Origin of the sequence: Cryobacterium sp. Sr8 (genome assembly GCF_004403225.1) — a bacterium.
Lineage (GTDB): Bacteria > Actinomycetota > Actinomycetes > Actinomycetales > Microbacteriaceae > Cryobacterium > Cryobacterium psychrotolerans.
The window spans coordinates 48,719-72,945 of the sequence record NZ_SOHO01000041.1; the positions used below are offsets into that span (position 1 = coordinate 48,719).

The 24,227-nt window shown below is 68.8% G+C and carries 20 protein-coding genes; 15 read left to right on the forward strand and 5 right to left on the reverse strand.

The window, feature by feature from the left end; genetic code table 11:
- Positions 1–74: 74 nt before the first annotated feature.
- The 3 genes from E3T54_RS07560 to E3T54_RS07570 are packed head-to-tail and all read left to right on the forward strand — an operon-like array spanning position 75 to position 1,645.
- A complete protein-coding gene (locus E3T54_RS07560; RefSeq protein ID WP_134475190.1) occupies positions 75–629 on the forward strand; it encodes a MarR family winged helix-turn-helix transcriptional regulator in 555 nt (184 codons plus the stop codon).
- Positions 626–1,153 (forward strand): adenine phosphoribosyltransferase, encoded by a 528-nt coding sequence (locus E3T54_RS07565; protein WP_134475191.1) that lies wholly within the window; start codon positions 626–628, stop codon positions 1,151–1,153. Before E3T54_RS07560 ends, E3T54_RS07565 begins: the two co-directional genes overlap by 4 nt.
- 42 nt (positions 1,154–1,195) lie before the next feature.
- On the forward strand, positions 1,196–1,645 hold the full coding sequence (locus E3T54_RS07570; protein ID WP_092321457.1) for an NUDIX domain-containing protein: 450 nt from the start codon (positions 1,196–1,198) through the stop codon (positions 1,643–1,645).
- 17 nt (positions 1,646–1,662) lie between these two features.
- Here the strand turns inward: E3T54_RS07570 and E3T54_RS07575 are convergent, their stop codons facing one another.
- The gene (locus E3T54_RS07575) at positions 1,663–4,158 is read right to left on the reverse strand and encodes an ATP-dependent DNA ligase (RefSeq protein WP_134475192.1); all 2,496 of its coding nucleotides are present in this window, start codon (positions 4,156–4,158) and stop codon (positions 1,663–1,665) included.
- Positions 4,159–4,226: 68 nt separating this feature from the next.
- Between E3T54_RS07575 and E3T54_RS07580 the strand changes: the two genes are divergently transcribed.
- The 5 genes from E3T54_RS07580 (at position 4,227) to E3T54_RS07600 (ending at position 7,661) form a co-directional block, all read left to right on the forward strand.
- The gene (locus tag E3T54_RS07580) at positions 4,227–5,093 is read left to right on the forward strand and encodes a Ku protein (RefSeq protein ID WP_134475193.1); all 867 of its coding nucleotides are present in this window, start codon (positions 4,227–4,229) and stop codon (positions 5,091–5,093) included.
- A gap of 74 nt (positions 5,094–5,167) precedes the next feature.
- Positions 5,168–5,761: a CDP-alcohol phosphatidyltransferase family protein gene (locus E3T54_RS07585; protein ID WP_338419104.1), complete on the forward strand. Its 594-nt coding sequence runs from the start codon at positions 5,168–5,170 to the stop codon at positions 5,759–5,761.
- The gene (locus E3T54_RS07590) at positions 5,754–6,251 is read left to right on the forward strand and encodes an FHA domain-containing protein (protein ID WP_092321461.1); all 498 of its coding nucleotides are present in this window, start codon (positions 5,754–5,756) and stop codon (positions 6,249–6,251) included. The genes E3T54_RS07585 and E3T54_RS07590 overlap by 8 nt, the downstream gene beginning before the upstream one ends.
- On the forward strand, positions 6,251–6,949 hold the full coding sequence (locus tag E3T54_RS07595) for a MerR family transcriptional regulator (RefSeq protein WP_092321462.1): 699 nt from the start codon (positions 6,251–6,253) through the stop codon (positions 6,947–6,949). The genes E3T54_RS07590 and E3T54_RS07595 overlap by 1 nt, the downstream gene beginning before the upstream one ends.
- Positions 6,950–7,109: 160 nt before the next feature.
- Complete coding sequence (locus E3T54_RS07600; RefSeq protein WP_092321463.1) at positions 7,110–7,661, forward strand: MerR family transcriptional regulator; 552 nt, start codon at positions 7,110–7,112, stop codon at positions 7,659–7,661.
- A gap of 125 nt (positions 7,662–7,786) precedes the next feature.
- On the opposite strand, the gene E3T54_RS07605 is transcribed toward E3T54_RS07600, so the two are convergent.
- Entirely contained in the window at positions 7,787–8,599 is an 813-nt protein-coding gene (locus E3T54_RS07605) for a ParA family protein (protein WP_092321699.1), read from the reverse strand.
- A gap of 77 nt (positions 8,600–8,676) precedes the next feature.
- Between E3T54_RS07605 and E3T54_RS07610 the strand changes: the two genes are divergently transcribed.
- The 3 genes from E3T54_RS07610 to def are packed head-to-tail and all read left to right on the forward strand — an operon-like array spanning position 8,677 to position 13,957.
- Entirely contained in the window at positions 8,677–12,081 is a 3,405-nt protein-coding gene (locus tag E3T54_RS07610; RefSeq protein WP_134475194.1) for a pyruvate carboxylase, read from the forward strand.
- 37 nt (positions 12,082–12,118) lie between these two features.
- Entirely contained in the window at positions 12,119–13,420 is a 1,302-nt protein-coding gene (locus tag E3T54_RS07615) for a MinD/ParA family protein (RefSeq protein ID WP_241977116.1), read from the forward strand.
- Between the two features lie 45 nt (positions 13,421–13,465).
- The gene (gene def / locus E3T54_RS07620; protein ID WP_134475195.1) at positions 13,466–13,957 is read left to right on the forward strand and encodes a peptide deformylase; all 492 of its coding nucleotides are present in this window, start codon (positions 13,466–13,468) and stop codon (positions 13,955–13,957) included.
- 66 nt (positions 13,958–14,023) lie between these two features.
- On the opposite strand, the gene E3T54_RS07625 is transcribed toward def, so the two are convergent.
- Positions 14,024–15,856, reverse strand: a complete 1,833-nt coding sequence (locus E3T54_RS07625; RefSeq protein WP_134475196.1) for a long-chain fatty acid--CoA ligase — start codon at positions 15,854–15,856, stop codon at positions 14,024–14,026.
- 138 nt (positions 15,857–15,994) lie between these two features.
- On the opposite strand from E3T54_RS07625, the gene E3T54_RS07630 reads away from it, so the two are divergent.
- The 4 genes from E3T54_RS07630 (at position 15,995) to E3T54_RS07645 (ending at position 20,781) form a co-directional block, all read left to right on the forward strand.
- Positions 15,995–16,942, forward strand: coding sequence for an ROK family glucokinase (locus tag E3T54_RS07630; RefSeq protein WP_092321467.1), 948 nt, complete (start codon positions 15,995–15,997; stop codon positions 16,940–16,942).
- 28 nt (positions 16,943–16,970) lie between these two features.
- Entirely contained in the window at positions 16,971–17,660 is a 690-nt protein-coding gene (locus tag E3T54_RS07635) for a 1-acyl-sn-glycerol-3-phosphate acyltransferase (RefSeq protein ID WP_092321468.1), read from the forward strand.
- A 95-nt stretch (positions 17,661–17,755) separates the two neighbouring features.
- Positions 17,756–19,126: a class II 3-deoxy-7-phosphoheptulonate synthase gene (locus E3T54_RS07640; RefSeq protein WP_370255138.1), complete on the forward strand. Its 1,371-nt coding sequence runs from the start codon at positions 17,756–17,758 to the stop codon at positions 19,124–19,126.
- Positions 19,127–19,371: 245 nt separating this feature from the next.
- A complete protein-coding gene (locus E3T54_RS07645; RefSeq protein WP_134475198.1) occupies positions 19,372–20,781 on the forward strand; it encodes an HNH endonuclease signature motif containing protein in 1,410 nt (469 codons plus the stop codon).
- A 101-nt stretch (positions 20,782–20,882) separates the two neighbouring features.
- Here E3T54_RS07645 and pknB read toward each other — a convergent pair whose 3' ends face one another.
- Both pknB and E3T54_RS07655 read right to left on the reverse strand, forming a co-directional pair.
- Positions 20,883–22,811 carry a Stk1 family PASTA domain-containing Ser/Thr kinase gene (gene pknB / locus E3T54_RS07650; protein ID WP_134475199.1) on the reverse strand — a complete coding sequence of 643 codons (1,929 nt, stop codon included), beginning with the start codon at positions 22,809–22,811 and terminating at the stop codon, positions 20,883–20,885.
- 89 nt (positions 22,812–22,900) lie between these two features.
- Entirely contained in the window at positions 22,901–24,181 is a 1,281-nt protein-coding gene (locus E3T54_RS07655) for a LysM peptidoglycan-binding domain-containing protein (RefSeq protein ID WP_241977117.1), read from the reverse strand.
- Positions 24,182–24,227: the final 46 nt, after the last annotated feature.

Consider the following 24,227-nt stretch of genomic DNA (forward strand, 5'->3'; position numbering starts at 1 on the left):
TCCCTCTTCTGTCGGCCAAGATACCCGAAAAAGTACCTAACCAAGTTAGCGATAGGTCACGTTAGCATGGGGCCATGCCTGAACGAAAAGAACCGGAAGAGCCATCGGCATCATTTTGGTATCGGGCCGACGATGACGAGATCGTCCGCGCCATGCGCGTGCTCGAGTCCCTGCGCCGCTTTCGCGCCGCCGACAGCGCCATGCGTCACCGCACCCAGGCCGAGATGGACATGAACGAGACCGACCTCCTGGCCATCCGGCACCTGATCGCCGCGGAGGCACGGGGGAGCGCCGTCGGCCCGAAGGATCTCAGCGCGGTGCTGGGCATTTCGTCCGCCGCGACGGCGAAATTGCTGTCCCGGCTCGTCGAATCCGGCCACATCCGGCGGGAGCCTCACCCGAGCGATCGCCGGGCTCAGCTGCTCCACGCGACGCCTGGCGCGCACAGGGAGGTGCGCGCGACGCTCTCGGCGATGCACGGGCGGATGCTGGACGTCGCCGAGGGTCTCAGCGTCGCCCAGCAGAAGGCCGTCATCCATTTTCTGGACACGCTCAGCCTTGCCGTGTCCGCGGCCGTCGTCACCCCGCGGACTCCTGGCCGCGGGCCAGCGCCTACGCTGGAACGGTGACTTCTCCCGCCGCCGCGCACGTTCGCTCCCTCCTCGCCTCGTACCCCGACTTCCCGCAGCCGGGGATCATGTTCCGGGACCTCAACCCGGTTTTCGCCAACGCCGCGGCGTTTCGCAGCATCGTCGATGAACTCGTCGACGGCCATCACGGCCAATTCGACGCCGTCGCGGGGATCGAGGCGCGCGGCTTCCTGCTCGCGGCGGCCGTCGGTTACGCGGCGGATGTGGCCGTGCTGGCCGTCCGCAAGGGCGGCAAACTGCCCGGCACCGTCCTGACCGAGGAGTACGACCTCGAGTATGGTTCGGCCCGGCTGGAACTCGAGGTGGGCCAGCTGCCGGCCGGTTCCCGCGTGCTCGTGCTCGACGACGTCCTGGCCACGGGAGGCACCGTCGCGGCGACGTCGCGCCTGATCGAGCGCGCGGGGTACGTCCTGGCCGGCGTGGGCGTCGTGGTGGAGCTCACGGACCTGGCCGGCCGAAGCCGACTCGGCGATGCGAGCGTGCACGCAGTCGTCTCGATCTGACCTGCCCAGCGAGCCGAGCGTCCGGTGAGGCATGCTTGAAGCATGAGCGGCAGCGGCGACAACTGGGTCTACGCGCCCGACGGCGCCAGGTTCTGGGGCCGCTTCGGAGCCGCGGGCCTGTTGGTGCACCACCACGAGCTCGGGGTTCTGCTGCAGCACCGGGCCGTCTGGAGCCACTTCGGCGGCTCCTGGGGTCTCCCGGGCGGCGCGCGCCACGAACACGAAACCGCGTTGGAAGCCGCCATTCGCGAGGCGGAGGAAGAGGCCGGTGTCCCGGCCCACCTGCTGCGCGTGCGATTCACCTCGGTGCTCGACCTCGGCTTCTGGTCCTACACGACGGTCGTCGTGCGCGCGACGGCGCGCTTCGAACCGGTGATCAGCGACCAGGAGAGCATCGCGCTGCGCTGGGTTGCCGTCCCCGACGTCGACGAGCTGCCGCTGCATCCCGGTTTCGCCGAGAGCTGGCCGCGAATTCGGGCCCGGCTCGAGTAACGGGCAAGACAGGCGCCTCACCCCGGTGCCGGCTCTTCCCGCACGACATCCGCGGGCGACTTGTCCGGCCGCCAGCCTCGCCACGACGGTTGCCGCAGCCGCCCTGAGGACGTCCACTCGGCAAACTCGACCTCCCCGACCAGGACCGGCCGCACCCAGGTGGCGCCCCGTGCGTCGATCGGCGGCACGTCGGCGAACGGGCTCGTGCTGCGCTCGAGCGGGGCCAGGCGCTTCAGCGCATCGGCCAGGTCGCGATCCCGGAATCCGGTGCCCACGCGCCCCACGTAGGCCAGGGAGCCTTCGTGCGGGATGCCGAGGAGCAGCGCCCCGAAGGTGCCCCCGCGGTGACCGTTGCCGGGGCGCCAGCCGCCGATGACGACCTCCTGGCTGCGGTGGTGCTTGAGCTTGAGCCACGTCCTGGAGCGGCGGCCCGTGAGGTAGTCGCCGTCGCGTTCCTTGGCGATCACCCCCTCGAGGCCGAGGTCGCGGCTGCTCCGGAAGGCCGCGGCGAAGTCCCCGTCGAACGCGGGCGGCACCTGCACGGTCCCGGCGGAGGCCACCGTCTCCTCGAGTGCCCGCCGGCGCTGGGCGTACGGCTCCCTGGTGAGCGCCTCGCCGCCGCGCTCCAGCAGGTCGAAGGCCATGAAATGCACGGGCGTGCCCGCCCTGGCCGCGCGCACGTCCCTGGCCGCGCTCAGCCCCATCCGGGTCTGCAGGAGGCCGAAATCCGGACGACCGCGGCGATTGAGCGCGACGACCTCCCCGTCGAGCACCGCCGAGTCCGCCCTGACCGCATCGAGGAGCCCTTCGACGATCTCGGGGTACGCGGCCGTGACGTCGTTGCCGTTCCGGGTGAGAAGCCTCACGCTGCGCTCGGGGCCCTCCGTCGCCAGGTACGCGATTGCGCGGATCCCGTCCCACTTCATCTCGAACGACCACTCGTCCTCGTCGCGGAGGTCGCTCGGTGAGCCGAGGGCTGCGAGCATCGGGGAGTACGAGCGCCCGCGGGCGGCCAGGGTGACGCCGGTGGCGGTGGCGGTGGCGGTGGCGGTGGCGGTGGCGGTGGCGGTGGCGTCCACGGTCGCGGTCGCGGCTGCCTGGGCGCAGGCGCCGGCGGCCCGCCTGGGGGGCGTCGCGGCCTTCATCAGGTGGATCAGCCAGTTCTTGTCATCACCGTCCCGGCCGGTGCGGATGAGGGCGATCCGGCGCGGCTCGCCGAGCCCGCCCCCCGGCTCGCCCCGGAGCGTCGCGATGACCTCGTCGTCGCGCCACTTCTCCAGTTCGTACTCGCCGCGGTCCCAGATCGTGACCTCGCCGGCCCCGTATTCCCCGGCCGGAATGGTCCCTTCGAACGAGCCGTATTCCAGCGGGTGGTCTTCCGTATGCACGGCGAGGTGATTCCGGGCCGGGTCCGTCGGCACGCCCTTCGGCAGCGCCCAGGAGACGAGCACCCCGCCGCGTTCGAGCCGCAGGTCGTGGTGCAGCCGGCGCGCGTGGTGCTCCTGGATCACGAAGGACCGGCCGGAGGATGCCGCGGCGGGGGCCTCCGGAACAGGCTCGGGTGTCCTGGCCCGGTCGCGTTTGCCCCGGTAGGCCGCCAGCTTGTCGTCGTCCGGCGCCGCCGGCGCACCGAGCAACGACTCGAGCGGATCCCGGCGATGCTTCATCCGGGCGATGACCTGTTCGAGATCGAGCTGCTCGAGCTGCGGTGACGCCAGCTCGCGCCAGGTGCGGGGCGCGGCGACCATCGGGCGGAACATCCCCCGCAGCGAGTAAGGCGTGATCGTCGTCTTCGCCGCGCTGTTCTGGCTCCAGTCCACCAGCACCTTGCCTGCGCGGCGGGCGATCTTCATGTCGCTGACGATGAGGTCCGGGTGGTCGGCCTCCAGCGCCCTGGCCAGCTCGTGCGCCACCCGGGACACCTCGTCCGAGGTGTGGCTGAGGTCGAGCGCGGCGTAGAGATGGATGCCCTTGCTCCCGCTCGTCACCGGCATCGGGTCGAGGTTCATGTCGCGCAGGATGACTCGGGCCAGCCGGGCGACCTCGGCGCACTCGGCGAGAGTCGCACCTTCGCCCGGGTCGAGGTCCAGCACGAGTCGGTCGGGGTTCCTCGGCTGGCCACCCCGGCCGAACCGCCACTGCGGGACGTGGATTTCGAGCGCGGCCATCTGTGCCAGCCAGGTCAGCGTGGCCCGGTCATTGACCAGCGGATAATCCACGGCGCGGTCGGTGTGCAGGATGCGCCCGCGCTTGACCCAGTCGGGCGTGGCGGCCGGGAGGTTCTTCTCGAAGAACATCTGCCCCGGCTCGCCTGGCGTTCCTACGCCGTGCACCCAGCGCTTGCGAGTGGCGGGGCGGTTCCGTGCGTGGGAGATCAGCAGGTCGGCCACGGCGGCGTAGTAGCCGAGGACATCCGCCTTGGTGGTGCCGGTTTCGGGGTACAGCACCTTGGCGAGGTTGGTCAGTTTGATCCGCCGACTGCCGACGAGCACGACCTGCGTGGTCTCGGCCATGCCCTCAGCATGCCCTTCCGGGCCTGGTATAGCTAGCCCGATCGGGCCTTGCGGTGTGTACTGGATTCATGAGATCGATCTGGAAGGGTGCGATCACCTTCGGTCTGGTCAACGTGCCGGTCAAGGTCTACAGCGCCACGGAAGACCACGACATCGCGCTGCACCAGGTGCACGACACCGACGGCGGGCGCATCAAGTACCAGCGGCGCTGCGAAGTCTGCGGCCGCGTCGTGGACTATGCGCACATTGCGAAGGCATTCGATGACGGCGACAAGACGGTGATCCTGACCGAGGAAGACATCAAATCCCTGCCGGAGGAGAGGAGCCGCGACATCGACGTGGTCGAGTTCGTACCGACCGAGCAGCTCGACCCGATCATGTTCGAGCGAAGTTACTACCTCGAGCCGGACGGCAAATCCTCCAAGGCCTACGTGCTCCTCCGGCAAACGCTCGAAGCGACCGACCGCACGGCGATCGTGCACTTCGCGCTCCGGCAGAAGTCCCGCCTCGGCGCCCTGCGCGTGCGCGGCGACGTCCTGCTGCTGCAGTCACTGCTCTGGGGCGATGAGATCCGCCAGGCGAGCTTCCCGGCACTGGAGCAGAAGGTCACGATCTCCGGCAAGGAACTCGACATGGCAGCGGCGCTCGTCGACTCGTTCTCGTCCGACTTCACCCCCCAGGATTTCACCGACGACTACCAGAAGCACCTGCGCGTGCTGATCGACGCGAAACTCGCCCAGGGTGACGCGGTCGACACCGCCGCGACCTTCGGCGAGGAGCCCACGGGCGAGGAGGCCGGCGGGGGAGCGGTGCTCGACCTGATGGAGGCGCTCAAGCGCAGCGTCGAACGCAGCCGCGGACCCGGCAAGAAGGACGATGCCTCCGAGTCCCCGCACACAGGGAAGGGCACGCGCAGAGCGAAGTCATCGGCGTAGACGTCCGGCGTTCGCCCCGGCCCTGCGGACGATCACTAGACTCGGGAACTGTGACAGGGGCAACGGGAAACCAGGTGAGTACGAGGGTATGGACGGTACCCAATCTGCTGAGCATGCTGCGCCTGCTTCTCGTGCCCGTCTTCCTGGTGCTGCTCGTCGTCGGGGAAGACGCCTGGGCGCTCCTGGTGCTGGCGGTCGCCAGCCTCACGGACTTCCTCGATGGCCTCATCGCCCGGAGGTGGGGACTCATCACCCGCCTTGGCCAGCTCCTCGACCCGGCGGCGGATCGGCTGTACATCTTCGCGGCGCTCCTCGGCCTGGCCTGGCGGGAAGTGGTGCCCTGGTGGTTCGTCGTGCTCGTCGTCGGGCGGGATGTCTTCATGCTCGTCCTCGGCGTGATCCTCGCCAACTTCGGCTTCGGTCCGCTCCCGGTGCACCAGCTCGGCAAAGCCGCCACGTTCTGTCTCTTTTACGCCCTGCCGATGATCATGCTCGGCCAGGCCTTTCCGGACCTTGCCTGGTGGTCCCAACCGGTGGGCTGGGCCTTCGGTCTCTGGGGCGTTTTCCTCTACTGGTGGGCCGGCGTCATCTACGCCGTCGAAACCGCCCGGGTGATTCGGATCCCGCGTGCCGATCCGGCCTCGCGATCCGATACGCTGGATGTCTAGGAGGTCTACGGTGGGCGATTTCGATCAGAAGAACGAACCCGAGCGCAGGCCTGCGCCCGAAAACACCGACACAACGCTGACTTTCAGCCAGGAGTTCGCAGCGCACCTTGCCGCGATCGACGGTGACGTCACGGCCGAAGAGCAGGAAGCCATCGCGGCACTGCCGTCCGGATCGGCACTTCTCGTCGTTCGTCGGGGCCCCAATTCGGGGGCACGCTTCCTCCTCGACGCCGATCTCACGAGCGTCGGCCGGCACCCCAACGCCGACATCTTCCTCGATGACGTGACCGTGTCGCGCCGTCACGCAGAGTTCCTCCGCAGCGGCACGGTCTTCGAGGTGAAAGACCTCGGCTCGCTCAACGGGACCTACTTCGATGGCACGCGGATCGAATCAGCACGCCTGACCGATGGCTCAGAGGTGCAGGTCGGCAAGTTCCGTCTCACGTTCTACGCCTCGCGGCTCGACCTCGCGCACCTGGCGAGCGAATAGTGCCCGCGACCGCCGCCCGGGCCAGAAACCCGGGTGCAGCGCCGCTATTGAGCATTGGCCAGGTCCTGGCTCGGTTGACGCCTGAATTCGGCGACCTGACGCCCTCGAAGCTGCGGTTCCTCGAGGAACAGGGCCTCGTGTCTCCGGCTCGCACCGAATCCGGCTACCGCAAGTTCTGCGCCGGCGACCTCGATCGACTGCGCCTCATTCTCTCCATGCAGCGCGACTACTACCTGCCGTTGAAGGTCATCCGGAGCTACCTCGACGACCTCGATGCCGGGCTCTCGCCGACGTTACCCGGCGGCGCCGTGCCCGGCCCGACGATGCTGAGCGCGATGCGCCGGTTCCAGCGCGACGAATTGGTGCGCGAAGCCGGGGCATCCGCCGCGCTCATGCACGACGCCGTGTCGGCGTCGATCATCATCCCGGCCGACTACTACAGCGAAGACGCGCTGCAGGTGCTGCGGGCGCTCGTCGAGTTACAGCGAAGCGGCATCGAACCTCGTCACCTGCGCGGCTTCCGGGGCGCCGCCGAACGCGAGCTCGGCCTGATCGAAAGCGCCCTTGTGCCGCTGTCCCGCCGCAAGGATCCCTCCAGCCGCGCCAAGGCGGCCGACACGGCCGTCGAGATCGCCGGCCAGCTGGAGATCATCCGCAGCAGCCTGATTCGCTCCGCACTGGGCCGACTGACGAAGTAGGCCGTACACTGGAAGACGGCGAGAGTGGAGAGCGTTTCCGCCCCGGCGCCGACCCTGACTTCGACACGCCCCGCCCCTTCGGGCGGATGGGCGGTCCGGCTCGATAACGTGGACACAGCGATCCGAATATCGCAGACAAAAACCCTCGAGAGGCGATCGAATGAGTGAACTCAATCCCCGTGATGACGCCTCACGCTACGGTCTTGGACTTCTCTTCACCGACGGAATGCCCGAACTCGACGAGAACTCGGGCTACCGAGGCGCCGTCGCCGCTCGCGCCGCCGGTATCAGCTACCGCCAGCTCGACTACTGGGCTCGCACCGAACTGGTCGAACCCACCGTGCGCGGGGCCGCAGGATCCGGGTCGCAGCGCCTCTACGGATTCCGCGACATCCTGGTCCTCAAGCTCGTGAAGCGCCTCCTCGACACCGGTATCTCGCTCCAGCAGATCCGCACCGCCGTCAACCAGCTTCGCGAATCCGGTGTGAGCGACCTGGCCCAGACCACCCTCATGAGCGACGGAGCCAGCGTGTACCTGTGCACCTCCAACGACGAGGTCATCGACCTCGTCAGCCGGGGTCAGGGCGTGTTCGGCATCGCCGTCGGCAAGGTGCTGCGCGAGGTCGAGAGCAGCCTGGTCGAACTGGACACCCAGACCGTCGACCCCACCGACGAACTCGCCCAGCGCCGCAGCACCCGCAAGATCTCCTGACCGCCCCCAGTCGCCCCGCGCCCCTGACCGTCGAGTTTGGCGGTTCCGGTCGAGCTTGCCTGGCACGCCCGTCAAGCTCGACCGCAAGGGTCAAGCTCGACCGCAAGCGTCAAGCTCGGCGAGAACTAGGTCGCGGGCTGTTCGGCGTATTCGCCGATGCGGGCGGTGCGCAGCACTCGTTCGAGCAGCTGATCGAAGTAGCCGGCCATCTCCTGCGCGCTTTCACCCGGCCAGATGTGCAGCGGCTTCGCTGCGCCCTGGGCCTGCTGCAGCGAGGTGCGCTCCGGCAGCTGGGGGCTGAGCACGAGCGGGCCGAACATGTCGCGCAGTTCCTTGATCCGGAACTGGTGCTCCATGGACGCCGTGCGGGCACGGTTGACGATGATGCCCAGCGGCTGGAGGCGCGGGCTCAGACCGCGGCGGATCTCTTCGATTGCGCGCAGGGCGCGGTCGGCGGCGGCCACGGAGAACAGGCCGGGCTCGGTGACGACGGCGACGCGGTCACTGGCGGCCCAGGCCGTGCGGGTGAGGGCGTTGAGTGACGGGGCGCAGTCGATGAGCACGAGGTCGTACTCCTTTTCGACGGTCGACAACGCTTCTTCGAGCTTCCAGATATCGCGGATGCTGGGGTGCGGGCCGTCGAAGTTGATCGCCGAGGGACTGCCGATCATGACGTCGATCGTGCCCTGGCGGCCGCGCGTCCACCCGCTCGGGGCGATCGCGGCGCGCACGGTCTTCTCCTTGGGGGAGGCCAGCACGTCGGCGACGTTGAGGTGCCCGGCGACCTGGATGTCCATCCCGGTCGACACATCCGACTGGGGATCGAGATCCACGACGAGGGTGCGCACACCGCGGGCGAAGGCAGCAGAAGCCAGACCAAGGGTCACCGTGGTCTTTCCTACGCCTCCCTTGAGGGAGCTGACGCTGAGTACATGCACAATCGACAACGTTACCTTCACTAGTCTTAGAGAACCTAACCGTCAGCTGTGTGCCGCGCCACGCTCGAAAGGTCTGAATGTTCTCCAAAATCCTCGTTGCCAACCGTGGAGAGATCGCGATTCGCGCGTTCCGAGCGGCCTATGAACTCGGTGCCAAGACGGTGGCCGTGTACCCCTATGAGGACCGGAGCTCCCTGCACCGCCTGAAGGCCGATGAGGCGTACCAGATCGGCGAGCCCGGACACCCGGTGCGCGCGTACCTGGACGTGAGCGAGATCATCCGGGTGGCGAAGGAGAGCGGCGCCGACGCCATTTACCCCGGTTACGGTTTCCTTTCCGAGAACCCTGAACTGGCCGAGGCCGCCGCGGAGGCCGGGATCACGTTCATCGGCCCGGGCAAGAGCGTTCTGGAAATGGCCGGCAACAAGGTCACGGCCAAGGACTACGCGATCGCCGCCGGCGTGCCGGTGCTGCAGTCCACGCGTCCGTCCCTGGACGTGGACGAACTGATCGGCCAGGCGGCCGAGATCGGCTTTCCTTTGTTCGCGAAGGCCGTCGCCGGCGGCGGCGGGCGCGGGATGCGCCGGGTCGACTCCGCCAAGGACCTGCGGGGCTCCCTCGAGGAGGCGATGCGCGAGGCCAAGAGCGCGTTCGGCGACGCCACCATGTTCCTCGAGCAGGCGGTGCTCCGCCCCCGGCACATCGAGGTGCAGATCCTCGCGGACTCCACCGGTGAGACCGTGCACCTGTTCGAACGCGACTGCTCGGTGCAGCGCCGTCACCAGAAGGTGATCGAGATCGCGCCGGCGCCGAACCTCTCCGATGAGATCCGCGAGCGCCTCTACAAGGACGCCATCGCGTTCGCCAAATCGATCGGATACGTCAACGCCGGCACCGTCGAGTTCCTGCTGGACACCGTGGGGGAGCGCGCGGGCAAGCACGTGTTCATCGAGATGAACCCGCGGATCCAGGTCGAGCACACGGTCACCGAGGAGGTCACCGATGTGGACCTCGTTCAGTCGCAGATGCGGATCGCGGCCGGGCAGACCCTCGCCGAACTGGGCCTGACCCAGGACAAGATCCAGATGCGCGGGGTCGCCCTGCAGTGCCGGATCACGACCGAGGACCCCAATGCGGGTTTCCGCCCGGACACGGGAAAGATCACCACGTACCGGTCCCCGGGCGGTGCCGGCATCCGGATGGACGGCGGAACGATCAACCCCGGCGCCCAGATCAGCCCCCACTTCGACTCGATGCTCTCCAAGCTCACCTGCCGCGGCCGCGACTACGCCTCGGCCGTCACCCGCTCCAGGCGGGCGCTGGCGGAGTTCCGCATCCGCGGGGTCTCGACGAACATCCCGTTCCTGCAGGCCGTGCTCGACGACCCGGACTTCGCCGCCGGTGACCTGAGCACGTCCTTCATCGATGAGCGCCCGCACCTGCTGCGCGGCCGCCCGTCGAAGGACCGCGGCACGAAGATCATCAACTGGCTCGCCGACGTGACCGTCAACCAGCCCAACGGCGCCCCCACCACCGCCGTGCACCCGGCCGAGAAGCTGCCGCCGATCGATCTGACCCTTCCGGCTCCGGCAGGGTCGCGCCAGCGGCTGCTCGAACTCGGCCCGAAGGGGTTCGCGACCGCCCTGCGCGCGCAGACCGCCCTCGCGGTCACCGACACGACCTTCCGTGACGCGCACCAGTCCCTGCTCGCCACCCGGGTGCGCACGCGGGACCTGGTCGCCGCGGCGCCCTACGTGGCCCGGATGACCCCCGAGCTGCTCTCGGTCGAGGCCTGGGGCGGCGCGACCTACGACGTCGCCCTCCGGTTCCTCGGCGAAGACCCGTGGGAGCGCCTGGCGGCCCTGCGTGAGGCGCTGCCGAACATCAACATCCAGATGCTTCTCCGCGGCCGCAACACGGTGGGATACACGCCGTACCCGACCGAGGTGACGGATGCGTTCGTGCGCGAAGCGTCCGACACCGGAGTGGACATCTTCCGCATCTTCGACGCGTTGAACGACGTGAACCAGATGCGCCCGGCCATCGACGCGGTCCTGGCCACGGGCACCAGCCTGGCCGAGGTCGCCGTCTGCTACACCGGCGACCTGCTCGACCCCGCCGAGAACCTCTACACGCTGGACTACTACCTGCGCCTGGCCGAGCAGATCGTGGACTCCGGTGCGCATGTCCTGGCGATCAAGGACATGGCCGGGCTGCTGCGCCCCGCGGCGGCGGAAAAGCTCGTCACCGCGTTCCGGGACCGGTTCGACCTGCCGGTGCACGTGCACACCCACGACACCCCCGGCGGCCAGCTGGCCACGCTCCTCGCGGCATCCCGCGCCGGAGCGGACGCCGTCGACGTGGCCAGCGCCCCGTTGGCCGGCACGACCAGCCAGCCCTCCGCATCGTCCCTCGTCGCAGCGCTGGCGCACACGGAACGCGATACCGGCCTGTCGCTGCAGAACGTCTGCGACCTGGAGCCGTACTGGGAGGCCGTGCGGCACGTCTACCGGCCGTTCGAGTCCGGTCTGGCCTCGCCGACCGGGCGCGTGTACAAGCACGAGATCCCCGGCGGCCAGCTGTCCAACCTGCGCACCCAGGCGGTCGCGCTCGGCCTGGCCGACCACTTCGAACTGATCGAGGACATGTACGCCGCGGCGAACACCATCCTCGGCCGGGTGCCCAAGGTCACCCCGTCGTCCAAGGTCGTCGGCGACCTCGCGCTGTACCTCGCCGCGGTGCGCGCCGACCCGGCCGACTTCGAGCAGAACCCGGACAAGTACGACGTGCCCGACTCGGTCATCGGGTTCATGGCCGGCGAGCTGGGCGACCTGCCCGGCGGTTGGCCCGAGCCCTTCCGCAGCAAGGTGCTCGCCGGCAAGACCATCCGGATCGGGGTCACCGAGATCACCGCCGAGGAACGCGCCGCCCTGGCCGGTGACAGCCGCACCCGCCAGGCCATGCTCAACCAGCTGCTCTTCCCCGCGCCGACGCGCCAGTTCGAGCAGAGCCGTGAACTGTACGGCGACCTGTCCGTCATCGACACCGTCGACTACCTCTACGGGCTCAAGCAGGGCCACGAACACGTGATCGAGCTCGAGAAGGGCGTGCGCCTGTACGCCGGGCTCGAGGCCATCGGCGACGCGGACGACAAGGGCATGCGCACGGTCATGACCATCCTGAACGGGCAGCTCCGCCCGGTGTTCGTGCGCGACCGCAGCATCACGGTCGAGACGAAGGTGGCCGAGAAGGCGGATGCCAACCAGCCCGGCCAGGTTGCCGCCCCGTTCTCCGGCGTGGTCACCCTGCAGGTCGAAGAAGGCGCCCCGGTCAAGGCCGGCCAGAGCGTGGCATCCATCGAAGCCATGAAGATGGAGGCGGCGATCACCAGCCCCATCGACGGCTTCGTGGAGCGGGTGGCGATTCCCAGGACCCAGCAGGTCGATGCGGGCGATCTGCTCGTGGTGGTGCGCCCACGGTAGGATAGGTCCTCGATCCACCGACGAGGAGACTGGACTGTTGCCAGACACACGCAGGGACGACGAGAACGTCGGTCGGCGGCCCACGGCCAAGACGGGCGCCGACCCGGTCGCTCCGCCGACTGATGAGTATCACAGCGAGCTTCTGCCGCACACGGTCGAGAACCGGGCTTCGGCTCTCCCGGAGAGCCTGAGCATCCCGCTCGGCGTCGCGGACGCGCCGCGGCGGTCCGTGACGCGCACGGCGGCCCCTGCCCGGACGGGCAGGGACGCTGCGGCCGCCCGGGCCCCGCAGGCCGGCACCCGCAGCATCGAAATCAGCGTTCCGGTCACCCGGGGCGACGGTGCGGCCGAGGACCCGTCGGCCGGCCGCTCCGAGGTCCGCGGCGCCGGAGTCCCGGAGTCGGCGAACATGCTGACCTCCGACCGCCTGCTGGCGGTCAATCGCCAGACCAGGCGCCCGCCGCGCGGCGGCTTCAACCGGCTGGTCTACGACGCCACGCTGCACCTGGTGAACCTCGGCGACTCGGCCCGCGTGATCGCGCACGACGAAATGACCGAACGCATCCGCAAGGAGTTCGAGGGCGGCACGCGCTTCGTGCCGATCCTCACCCGCAAGGGCGGCGTCGGCAAGACCACAGTGACCACGCTGCTCGGGATGGCGCTGGCCGACGCGCGCGAAGACCGCATCATCGCCGTAGACGCGAACCCCGACCGCGGAACGCTCTCTGAGCGGGTCAGCAAACAGACCAGGTCGACGGTGCGCGACGTCGTGACCAGGGCCGCGTCGATCGGCAACTTCACGGATTTCTCCGCCCTCGTCTCCCGGGACGAGACCAGGCTCGACATCCTGGCGTCCGACACCGATCCGCTCCTCTCCGAGGCATTCGACGAAGACGACTACAACGTCGTCGCAGACCTCGCCGCCCGCTATTACTCGATGGTGCTCACCGACTGTGGCACCGGAATCGTGCATTCGGTCATGCGCGCCACCCTGCAGCGAGCGGACTCGGTCGTGATCGTCTCCGGCGGAAGCGTCGACGAGGCGCGGCTGGCCTCTGAGACCCTCACCTGGCTCGAAGCGAACGGCTACGGCGGACTCGTGCGGAACGCGATCGTCGCCCTGAACACCGCGACCCAGGGAACCAACCTGGTCAAACTGGAAGAGATCGAGTCGCACTTCCGGTCACGAGTGCGGGAAATCGTGCGTATCCCGTACGACCCGCAGCTGGCGGCCGGCAGCGTCGTTTCCTTCAAGGACCTGCGGCCGATCACGCAGCTGGCGGCGCGAACCCTCGCGGCGCTGGTCGTCGAGGGCCTGCCGGCCGACCGCAGCCGGTAACCCTGCCTCCGACCGAGACCTCGCCCCGATCATTGGAAGTTCCCTGTGCCTGAGCGCCAGATTCGTCTCCTGGGAGACCCGGTCCTCAAGACCGTCTCCGACCCGATAGTCATCGTCGACGACCGGGTCCGCGCCCTCGTCACCGACCTGCTCGACAATGTCCGGCTGCCGGGTCGAGCCGGGGTGGCGGCCTCGCAGATCGGGGTGAACCTGCGCGCGTTCAGCTACAACATTGACGGGGACATCGGCTATATTCTCAACCCGGCGATCGTCGAGCTGTCCGGCGAGCCGGAGCTGGTCGACGAAGGCTGCCTGTCCGTGCCCGGCCTCTGGTACCCGACGAAGCGGTATCCGTTCGCCCGCGTCGTCGGCACGGACCTCGAAGGTGACACGGTCGAGCTGTCGGGCACGGGAGTCATGGCGCAGGCGCTGCAGCACGAGACCGATCACCTCGACGGCCTGCTCTACCTCGACCGCCTGGACAAGGAGAACCGTCGCGCAGCGATGAAGGAAGTCCGCGCGTCCACCTGGTTCTAATCCAACAGGCCCGACCCCTTCTGAGGTCGAGCTTGTCGGGAACCGGGCCTGTCGGGACCCCGCTGATCAGTCCCTGATCGAGAAGCCCTCGGTGACCGGGGCGCCCTCGTAGAGGCCCTCGATCGTGTCCGCGAAGTCCTTGAGGATGAGGTCGCGCTTGATGCTGAGCTTCGGCGTGAGGTAGCCGTTGGCCTCGAGGAGTTCCGTCGGCAGCACGACGAACTTCCGGATCGATTCGGCCCGCGACACGTGCTCGTTGGCGTGATCGACGGCGCGCTGCACTTCGGCGAGTACCGCCTTGTTCACGGAGGCCTCGGCCAGGGACATCCCGGCGTCTTCCTTGTTGTTGTTGAGCCACACCGGGAGCATGTCCGGGTCGAGGGTGATCAGGGCGGCGATGAAGGGCTTGCGGTCGCCGACCACGACGACCTGCCCGATCAGCGAGTTCGCCCGGATCGGGTCTTCGAGCGCCGCCGGGGCGACGTTCTTGCCGCCGGCCGTGACGATGAGTTCCTTCTTCCGCCCGGTGATGGTGAGGAAGCCCTCCTCGTCGAAGGACCCGATGTCGCCGGTCTTGAGCCAGCCGTCCTCGAACGTCGCGCGTGTGGCGTCCGGGTTCTTCCAGTACTCCTTGAAGACGTTGACGCCCTTGACCTGGATTTCGCCGTCGTCCAGGGCTCGCACGGAGACGCCGGGCAGGGCCGGGCCCACGGTACCGATCTTGGACTTGGTGGCCAGGTTGACGGTGGCCGGAGCGGTCGTCTCGGTGAGGCCATAGCCCTCGAGGATGACGATGCCCAGGCTGTGGAAGAAGTGGCCGAGGTGCGCGCCGAGCGGCGCCGATCCGGACACCGCGTACTTGACGTTGCCGCCCATGACGGCGCGGAGCTTGCTGTAGACGAGCCGGTCGAAGAGGGCGAACTTGATCTTCATCATCAGGGGGATCGCCTGGCCGGACTGGAGGGCCTGCGAGTGTGCGACGGCCACTTCGGCGGCCGCGCGGAAGATCTTGCCCTTTCCGCCGGCTTCGGCCTTCTGCTCGGCCGAGTTGTAGACCTTCTCGAACACGCGAGGCACGGCGAGCAGGAAGGTGGGCTTGAAGCTGCCGAGCGCCGGGAGGAGCTGTTTGGTGTCGGGCTGGTGGCCAACGCGCACGCCCGCGTGAACGCAGAGCACCGAGATGAATCGCGCGAACACGTGTGCGGTGGTGATGAAGAGGAGGGTGGATGCACCCTTTTCGTCGGTGAGGACTTCCTTGAGCGCGACCGCGGAGTTGCGGCAGGTCTCGACGAAGTTGGAGTGCGTCAGCACGCAGCCCTTGGGTCGGCCGGTGGACCCAGAGGTGTAGATCAGGGTGGCGATGTCGCTTCCGACGGCGAGGCCGCGTCGGCGTTCGATCTCAGCGTCCGGGACAGCCGTTCCGCTCGCGGCGAGCTTGTCGAGGTCGCCGAGGCCGATCTGCCAGACGGTTGTGATGGTCGGCAGTTCCGGGTGGATCTCGTCGAAGCGCGCGAAGTGGTCCGCGGTTTCGAGGATGAGTGCCTGTGCGTCCGAGTCGCCGAGGATCCACTGGATCTGGGTGGGAGAGCTGGTTTCATAGACCGGGACGAGCACGGCCCCGGCGAACCAGGCGGCGAAGTCGACGAGCGTCCACTCGTACCGGGTCTTGCACATCAGGCCGATCTTGTCACCGGGCTCGATGCCCGCCGCGACGAAACCCTTGGCGAGGGCGACAACCTGGGCGTGGAATTCGATGGTGCTGACCGGAAGCCATTCGCCGTTCACGGGCAGCGAGAACAGAACCATGTTCGGCGTCGCCTTCAGGCGATCGACGAGCAGGTCCGTCACATTGGCTGCCGGATCGGCAGGAACAATGGCGGGAACGTCAAACTGTCTCACGGCGACTCCTTTGGGCCGGATGGGCGGGTGTTTCGCCCGGCGGGATGCTGATTTACTACACTCTATGGGGTACTGCCGCGTCTGCTCCGGATGCGGCGGTGCTCGTTTCCGTAACGCTCGCCGACGAAAGGTGCCCTCGTGCATGCCATTGGGATCGACATTGGCGGCACCAAGATCGCCGGCGCACTCGTCGACGAGGCGGGCACCATCATCCGCTCCGACCGGAGGCCGACGTCCGCCGGCGATCCGGCCGAAATCGAAGATGCCGTCGTGGCGATGATCAGGAACCTCGCCGAGGGTGAGGATGTCATCGCCGCCGGGGTCGCCGCTGCCGGGTTCATCGACGCGAGCCAGTCGACCGTCTACTACGCGCCGAACATCAACTGGCGCAACGAGCCCCTCCGCGAGAAGCTCGAAGCCCGGCTTGACCTGCCGATCATCATCGAGAACGATGCCAACGCGGCCGGCTGGGCCGAGTTCTGTTTCGGCGCCGGCCGCAATTACAGCGACATGGTCACCCTCACCATCGGCACGGGTGTCGGCGGCGCCATCGTCTCCCGCAACCAGTTGTTCCGCGGTGGCTTCGGCGTGGGCGCCGAGCTCGGTCACCTTCGACTCATCCCCGGCGGCCTGCCCTGCGGCTGTGGGGCCCACGGCTGCATCGAGCAATATGGTTCCGGCCGGGCCCTGCTGCGCATCGCCAATGAATTCGCGGATGCCGGGGGAATCGGCCTGGGCCTCGCCGCGGCCAGGGCGCGCGCGGGAACACTCACCGGCGTCGACGTGAGCGCGCTGATCCAGGCCGGCGACGGCGGGGCGCTGGCCGCGCTGCGACAGGTCGGCAGCGCGCTCGGCCAGGCCTGCGCGAGCCTGGCCGCGGTGCTGGACCCGCAGGTGTTCGTCTTCGGCGGGGGAGTGGCCGTCGCGGGCGAGCTTCTGCTCGAACCGATCCGCGCGGCCTACCTCGAACACCTGCCCGCTCGGGGCTACCACCCCGAGGCGGAGTTCACCACCGCCCAGCTGGTCAACGACGCGGGTGTGGTCGGCGCAGCCGACCTCGCGCGCAAGCACGTCATCGAGCAGTAGGCTTTCCAGCTCAGGGAGGAAACGAACAATGTTCTATTGGATCATGAAGAACATTGTGGTCGGTCCGATCCTTCTCGGCCTGTTCCGGCCGTGGATCGTCGGACTCGACAAGATCCCGAAGGAGGGCGGCGTCATCCTCGCCAGCAATCACCTCTCCTTCATCGACTCGGTCTTCCTGCCCCTCATCGTGCCGAGGAGGGTCGTGTTCCTGGCCAAGAGCGAATACTTCACCGGCAAGGGGCTCAGGGGCTGGGCGACGCGCACGTTCTTCAAGGCAACCGGCCAGCTTCCGATCGACAGGTCGGGCGGCAAGGCCTCCGAGGACTCCCTGAACACCGGGCTTCGCGTGCTCCGCTCGGGCGGCGTGCTCGGCATCTATCCCGAGGGCACCCGCAGCCCCGACGCGAAAATGTACCGGGGCCGCACGGGCGTGGCCCGCATGGTCCTCGAGGCGGGCGTCCCGGTGATCCCCGTCGCCATGATCGACACCGAGAAGGCGATGCCCACCGGCACCCGGATCCCCAAGGTGCGGCGCATCGGCATCATCATTGGCGACCCGCTCGATTTCAGCCGCTTCGAGGGGATGGAGGGTGACCGGTTCGTGCTGCGATCGATCACCGACGAGCTCATGTACGAGCTGCGCACGCTCAGCGACCAGGAGTACGTGGACGTCTACGCGACCAGCGTCAAAGAAAAGCGAGCAAACCTTTCGCGGTAAGCTTCCATAATCGGTTTCAGCGCTGATCCGACCTCCCCTCCTGACCCACGGCCCGCGAATTCATGCGCGCCACCAAGAGAAACTGGAATCGTCCCGTGGTAGACCCCACCGAACCCGTCGTCGTCGCAGATAAATCAGTGATCGCGGGCCTGGACTATTGGCGCACGCTTCCGATCAAGCAGCAGCCGACCTGGCCCGACGCCGAGGCCGTGGCCGCGGCATCCGCCGAACTGGCAACCCAACCGCCGCTCGTCTTCGCCGGCGAGGTCGACATCCTGCGCGACCGGCTGGCCCAGGCCGCCCGCGGTCAGGCCTTCCTGTTGCAGGGCGGCGACTGCGCCGAGACCTTCAGCGGCGCCACCGCCGAGCAGATCCGCAACCGGGTTAAGACCGTGCTGCAGATGGCCGTCGTGCTCACCTACGGCGCCTCCATGCCCGTCGTGAAGATGGGGCGGATGGCCGGACAATTCGCCAAGCCCCGCTCGAGCGACTTCGAGACGCGCGGCGACGTGACGCTGCCGGCCTACCGCGGCGACATCGTCAACGGCTACGACTTCACCCCGGAGTCCCGCGAGGCCGACCCGGCGCGCCTGGTGAAGGGGTACCACACGGCCGCCTCGACCCTGAACCTCATCCGTGCGTTCACCCAGGGTGGATTCGCCGACCTCCGCCAGGTGCACAGCTGGAACCAGGGCTTCGCGGCGAACCCGGCGAACCAGCGTTACGAGAAGCTGGCCAAGGAGATCGACCGGGCGATCAAGTTCATGATCGCCTGCGGCGCCGACTTCGAGGCGCTGCGGCGCACGGAGTTCTACACCAGCCACGAGGGCCTGCTGATGGACTACGAGCGGCCGATGACGCGCATCGACTCGCGGACTGGAACGCCGTACAACACCTCGGCGCACTTCGTCTGGATCGGGGAGCGCACCCGCGACCTCGACAGCGCCCACGTCGACTTCCTCTCCCGCGTGCGCAACCCGATCGGCGTCAAGCTCGGCCCGACGACCTCGATCGACGACATGATGCGCCTGATCGACGTCCTCGACCCCAATCGCGAGCCGGGCCGCCTGACCTTCATCACCCGGATGGGCGCCGGCAAGATCCGGGATGCCCTGCCGCCGCTGCTCGAGGCGGTCAAGGCCAGCGACGCGAACCCGCTCTGGGTCACCGACCCGATGCACGGCAACGGCGTGACCACGCCGACCGGCTACAAGACGCGCCGTTTCGACGACGTCGTCGACGAGGTCAAGGGCTTCTTCGAGGCTCACCGCGCGGTGGGAACGCACCCGGGTGGCATCCACGTGGAGCTGACCGGCGACGACGTCACCGAGTGCATGGGTGGGTCGGAGCACATCGACGAGGCCGCCCTGGCCACCCGCTACGAGTCGCTCTGCGACCCGCGCCTGAACCACATGCAGTCCCTGGAACTCGCGTTCCTCGTGGCCGAGGAGCTCGCCGTCCGCTAGCACCCCGTCTCGGTGCCGAGAGTCGCCGTTCCTACCCAGAGTCGCCATTGGAACGGCGATTCTCGGCAGGAACGGCGACTCTCGCTGCGTGCGGGGGTGCGTGCGGGGCTGCGGCGGGGTGCGTGCGGGGCGCGGTTTCTGCGCTTGTCCTCCACAGGCCCGGGCCGCGGGAAGTTATGCACAAGGGCCGGTCAGGGGTGGTTTCGGTCGGTAGGAATGTCGGTGGTTCGCCGTACCGTGGGGGTATGGAAACCTTCACAGCACCACCCGGTCGGGCAGTCCCGGCCGGCCCGAACCCGGGCGCGGACCCGGGAATGAACCCGGGCGCTGGCCCGGGTGTCGCCCCCGACCAGGGTCCGCCGTTGACACCGGCGGCGGTCCACCTGGAGGAACTCGGCGCGCTCATCGATGAGGTCACCGCCATCGACAAGGCGATGGCGGTGCAGGCCGCGGCGCGGGTGGTCGCGATCGACGCGGCGCGGGTCTGCAGCGAGCGGGAGCTCGGCGGGAGTGCGTTCAGTCCGGCGTTGACCCGCCGGTCGCTGGTGGCCGAGCTGGCCTGCGCGTTGCGGATCCCGGAGTCGACCGCTTCGGGCCTGCTGGAGAGCAGCAGCAGCCTGGTCCACGACCTGCCCGACACCCTGGCGGCCCTGGCCGCGGGGCGGATCGGCTACCGGCAGGCGATCATCCTCGTCAACGAAACCGCGGGACTTCCGGAGGCGGCGGCCCGGCAGCTGGAGCAGGAGGCGTTGCCGTCGGCCGGCCGGTTGACGGCGTCGCAGTTCGAGAGGAAGACCAGGAAGCTGCGGGAGCGGATCGATCCGGAGTCGATCACGGCCCAGCATGTGCGGAGCGTGGCCGACCGGGCGATACGGTTCGACCCGGCCCGCGACGGGATGGGCTGGCTCAGCGCCTACCTGCCGGCGTCGGACGCCCTCGGCATCTACGGCCAGGTGACCGACCGGGCGATCGCCCTGCGGGGGCCGGACGAGCCGCGCACGCTCACCCAGCTGCGCGCGGACGTGCTCCGCGACCTGCTCCTCCAGGCCGGCTGCACGGAGGCCGGCTGCACGGAGACGGCCGGGGCTGCCGGCAGCCTGAGCGGGCTGCGGCCGAACCTGATCGTGACGGTCCCGATGCTCACCCTCCTCGGTGTCACCGAGGAGCCGGGCAACCTCGACGGGTACGGGCCGATCGATCCGGACACGGCCAGGGCGTTGGCGGCGAAGTGTCCGAGCGCGGTGCGGATCCTGACCCACCCGGAGACCGGCGCGGTGCTCTCGGTCGGCCGGGACCGGTACACGATCCCCGCCTCGCTCCGCACGATGCTTCAGGTGCGTGACGGAACCTGCCGGCACCCCGGGTGCAGCCGGGCGGCCAGCCGCTCGGACATCGACCACGGCCTCGACTGGGCATTCGGCGGACGAACCGACCACAACAACCTCGCCCACCTCTGCCCCGCCAGCCACGCCCTCAAACACGAGGCCGGCTGGAAGGTCAGCCAGGCCGCCGATGGCACCGGCACCCTCACCTGGACCACCCCGACCGGCCACACCTACGTGACCGAATCGGAGACCATCATCGGCACCGCCATCAGCGCCGAACTCCGGCAGAAGGCCACGCGAGCCGACGAAGGAGCGAGCCGCGAAGGGTGAGTCGGCAGGATCGAGTGGGATGGAGCGGGCCCGAACTCGGCAAGCAGGCCTAGCGCGCCGGAGCTCGTGGGCAGGACAGGGCCGGACAGAGCGGGACGCAGCTAGCCCGCAAGGGGATTCGTCGCTGTGAGGAAGATCGTGCTGCCCTTGGGTGCGCTGGTTCCGACACCCGGCTTCACTGACTCGACCTTGACGAACGGAGCGATTGCATCCGCGGTGGGATTGTAGTCGAGCTTGAAGCCGAGGTCGGTGAGGATCTTCTTGCCCTCGCTCCACGGCTTGCCGATGACGTTCGGCACCTCGACCGGCTCCGGGCCGCGCGACGTGGTGAGCACGAGCACGTCGCCCACCCTGACGGGTCCGCTCTTGGCTGCGGAAATCTTGATCACGGCGTCCTTGGCGATCGTGTCGCTGTATCGCTGCTCTCCGGTCTCCGCGCCCAGCCCCTTGGCCTTGAGGATGGCGGTGGCATCGGGAACGGACTTGCCTGTGACATCGGGGATGGGGCCCAGGGAGACAACGAGGTTCACCGCGAGACCCTCGAAGTACGGGCCGCCCTTGGAGACGTCGCCTCCGTCGCTCTCGCGGCTGGCCGCGACGACCGTGCCCTGCTCGAGTGAGCTGTTGAAGACCTCGTCCGTGCTGCCCACCAGCGCCGCGAGGTCGGTGATCGCGGTCTCCGCCTCGTCCTGGCTCAGGCCGGCCAGGGCTGGGAGTGTGATCGGCTGGCGGCCCTTCGAGACGAGGACCGTCACGGCGCTGCCCTTGGCCAGACGTGCGCCGGCGCCGGGATTGGTGCTCGAGACGAGTCCCGCGGCAATCTCATTGTTGTACTCCTCGCCCGGCTTCGCGGTGAAGCCCAGCTCGGTCAACGCCGAGGCCGCCTTCTCCGGCGTCAGCGACGTGAGTTTCGGGACGGCGATCTGTGAGCCGGGACCGGAGCCGAAGTACCAGCCGGTTCCCCCGGCCAGGGCCGCGAGCAAAACGACGAGCGTGAACAGCCAGAAGCCTCGGCGCTTGCGCTTGTCGGCCTTCGTGGCCAGCATCGCGCTGCTGCTCGGCAAGGCGGTCGCCACAGCGGCGAGGGGCTGCGGTCCCAGGATCTGCGTGTCCGCGGTGGCCGAGGCGTCGCCGAAGCCACCCGGGAACATCATGGTGGGCGCCATGCCGGTGCCCGCGGATGCGGGGCGGACCAGCTTTTCCACCTCGAGCAGCTGGTCGAGCATGACGCGCGCGTCCCTCGGCCGCTGCTCAGGGTCGCGGGCCGTCGCCCAGAGCACGAGTTCGTCGAGTTCGCGGGGGACCGAGGGCACCTTGGCACTCGGCATGGGCACGGTGTCGTTCGCGTGCTGGTACGCGATCTGCATCGGGGCTTCGCCCACGTACGGCTGCTCGCCCGTGAGCATCTCGTAGGTCATGATGCCCAGCGCGTAGATGTCGCTGCGGGCGTCGGCGATTCCGCGGGTGACGAGTTCGGGGGAGAGGTAGGCGATGGTGCCGAGCAGGGCCTGCCCGGTCGCGGTGTTGTTGTTCGCGGCGCGGGCGAGTCCGAAGTCGCCGATCTTGATCCGGCCGTCGTCGGCGAGGAGTACGTTCTCCGGCTTGAGGTCGCGGTGCACGATCCCGGCCTTGTGCGCCGCGGCCAGGCCGCCGAGCACGGCCTCCAGGATGTCCATGGTCTGCTCCGGCGTGAGCCGCCCGTAATCCTTGATCAGGTCGCGCAGGGTAATGCCGGGGAGGTACTCCATGACCAGGTAGGCCATGTCGGCATCCTGCCCCTGGTCGTAGACGTTGACCACGTTGGGGTGCGCGAGGCGGGCGGCGGAACGCGCCTCCTGCACGAAGCGTGCCTTGAAGCTGTTGTCGTCGGCGAGGTGGCCGTGCATGATCTTGATGGCCACACGCCGTTCGAGACGGAGGTCCGTCGCGAGGTATACCGTCGCCATGCCGCCGCGCGCGATCCGCGAGCGCACCTGATAGCGGCCATCGATCAGACGGCCGATCATCGGATCGGTTGGGCTATCACTCACCCGTCGAGTCTAGGGAACGCGGCCGCCAGAACCCCGATAAAACACCGTGAGCCGGGTGTTTGGGGGGCACGTCAGACCCTGGCGACAGGTCAGTCGAGCTCGGCGACCCAGAGGCGCGCGGAGACTTCCCACTTGGCGTAGTGGTTCGGGTAGGCCGAGACCTGCACGGCCTGGGCGGCCTGGGTGACCGTCAAGGACTCCCACCCGGAAATATCGAGCAGCCCGCGGGTCACGCCGCGGTTGGGGTTGTCGGTACCGCCGAAGAAGGCGCGGCTGGCGCGCACCGGATCGAGCACCTGCGCGGCCGTTCCCCAGCCGGCGCTGGGCCGCTGCTGGAAGAGCCCGAGCGAGTCGCGGTCGCCGTGCTGCACGTTGCGCAGCCCCGACTCCTGGGCGGCGGCGGCCAGCGCGATCACGAGGCCGCGGTCGCTGACGCCGGCCCTGCGGCCGACCGCGACGATGATCTCGGCGTTCACGCGCATCTCGGCCGTCAACCGGGTGATGGTGGGGATCTTCAGGACCTGCCCGGGGTAGATGATGCTGGACCAGCCAAGGCCGTTGGCGTCGAGGATGGCCTGCACCGGCACCCGGGCGGTGGCGGCGACGGTGCTGATCGTGTCGCCGCGGGCGATCGTGTAGCTGGACGGCGCAGGACCGGGGGCCGCCGCCGCCGGCCGGGCGGCGGTGGTCGGCACGGGCACGGGCGCCGGGGCCGGAGTCGTCGCGGCCGCGGCGGAGCTCGCAGCGGGGGCACCGTGGGGCAGCACGATCGCCTGGCCGGGGAAGATGATGCTCGCTCGGCCCAGGCCGTTCGCGCTGAGTACAGCGGCGGTCGACAGGCCGTGGGCGGCCGCGATGCCGCTGATCGTGTCACCGACCTTCACCTTGTAGCGCGTGATCTCCGCTGCAACGGGCTTCTTGGCGGGGACGGCGGTCGGGGCAGCTGCGTGGGTGGTCAGGGTGAGTTTCTGGCCGGGAAAGATCATCGACGACCAGCCGAGGCCGTTCAGCGCGAGCACGGATGCCGTCGACAGGCCGAACCGCCCGCCGATGCTGCTGACGGTGTCGCCTTCGACCACGACGTACTGGGCGGGGACGGCCTTGGCCGGTGCGCTGGCAGCGACGGCGCCCGGGCTCGGCGCCGGGACGGCGGCCGGGAGGGTGCTCTTGACCTTCGGCGGTTTCTTCACGATCGTCGCGGCATCGGCCGGCGACGCGAGATTCAGCGTCATCGCGATCGTGCTGATGATCACGATCGGGATGCTCGCGAACAGGCCGCGGGAACGGCAGGCCGCCAGGAAGCCGGGCCGGCGGGGCGTGTCGCCCGGCGCGGCATCCCCTGCGGGGATACTCTGCGACTCAGCCGACATGGCACTCCCGTTCCTGTGTTGCGTATGCCCCCAACGCTGGCATAGA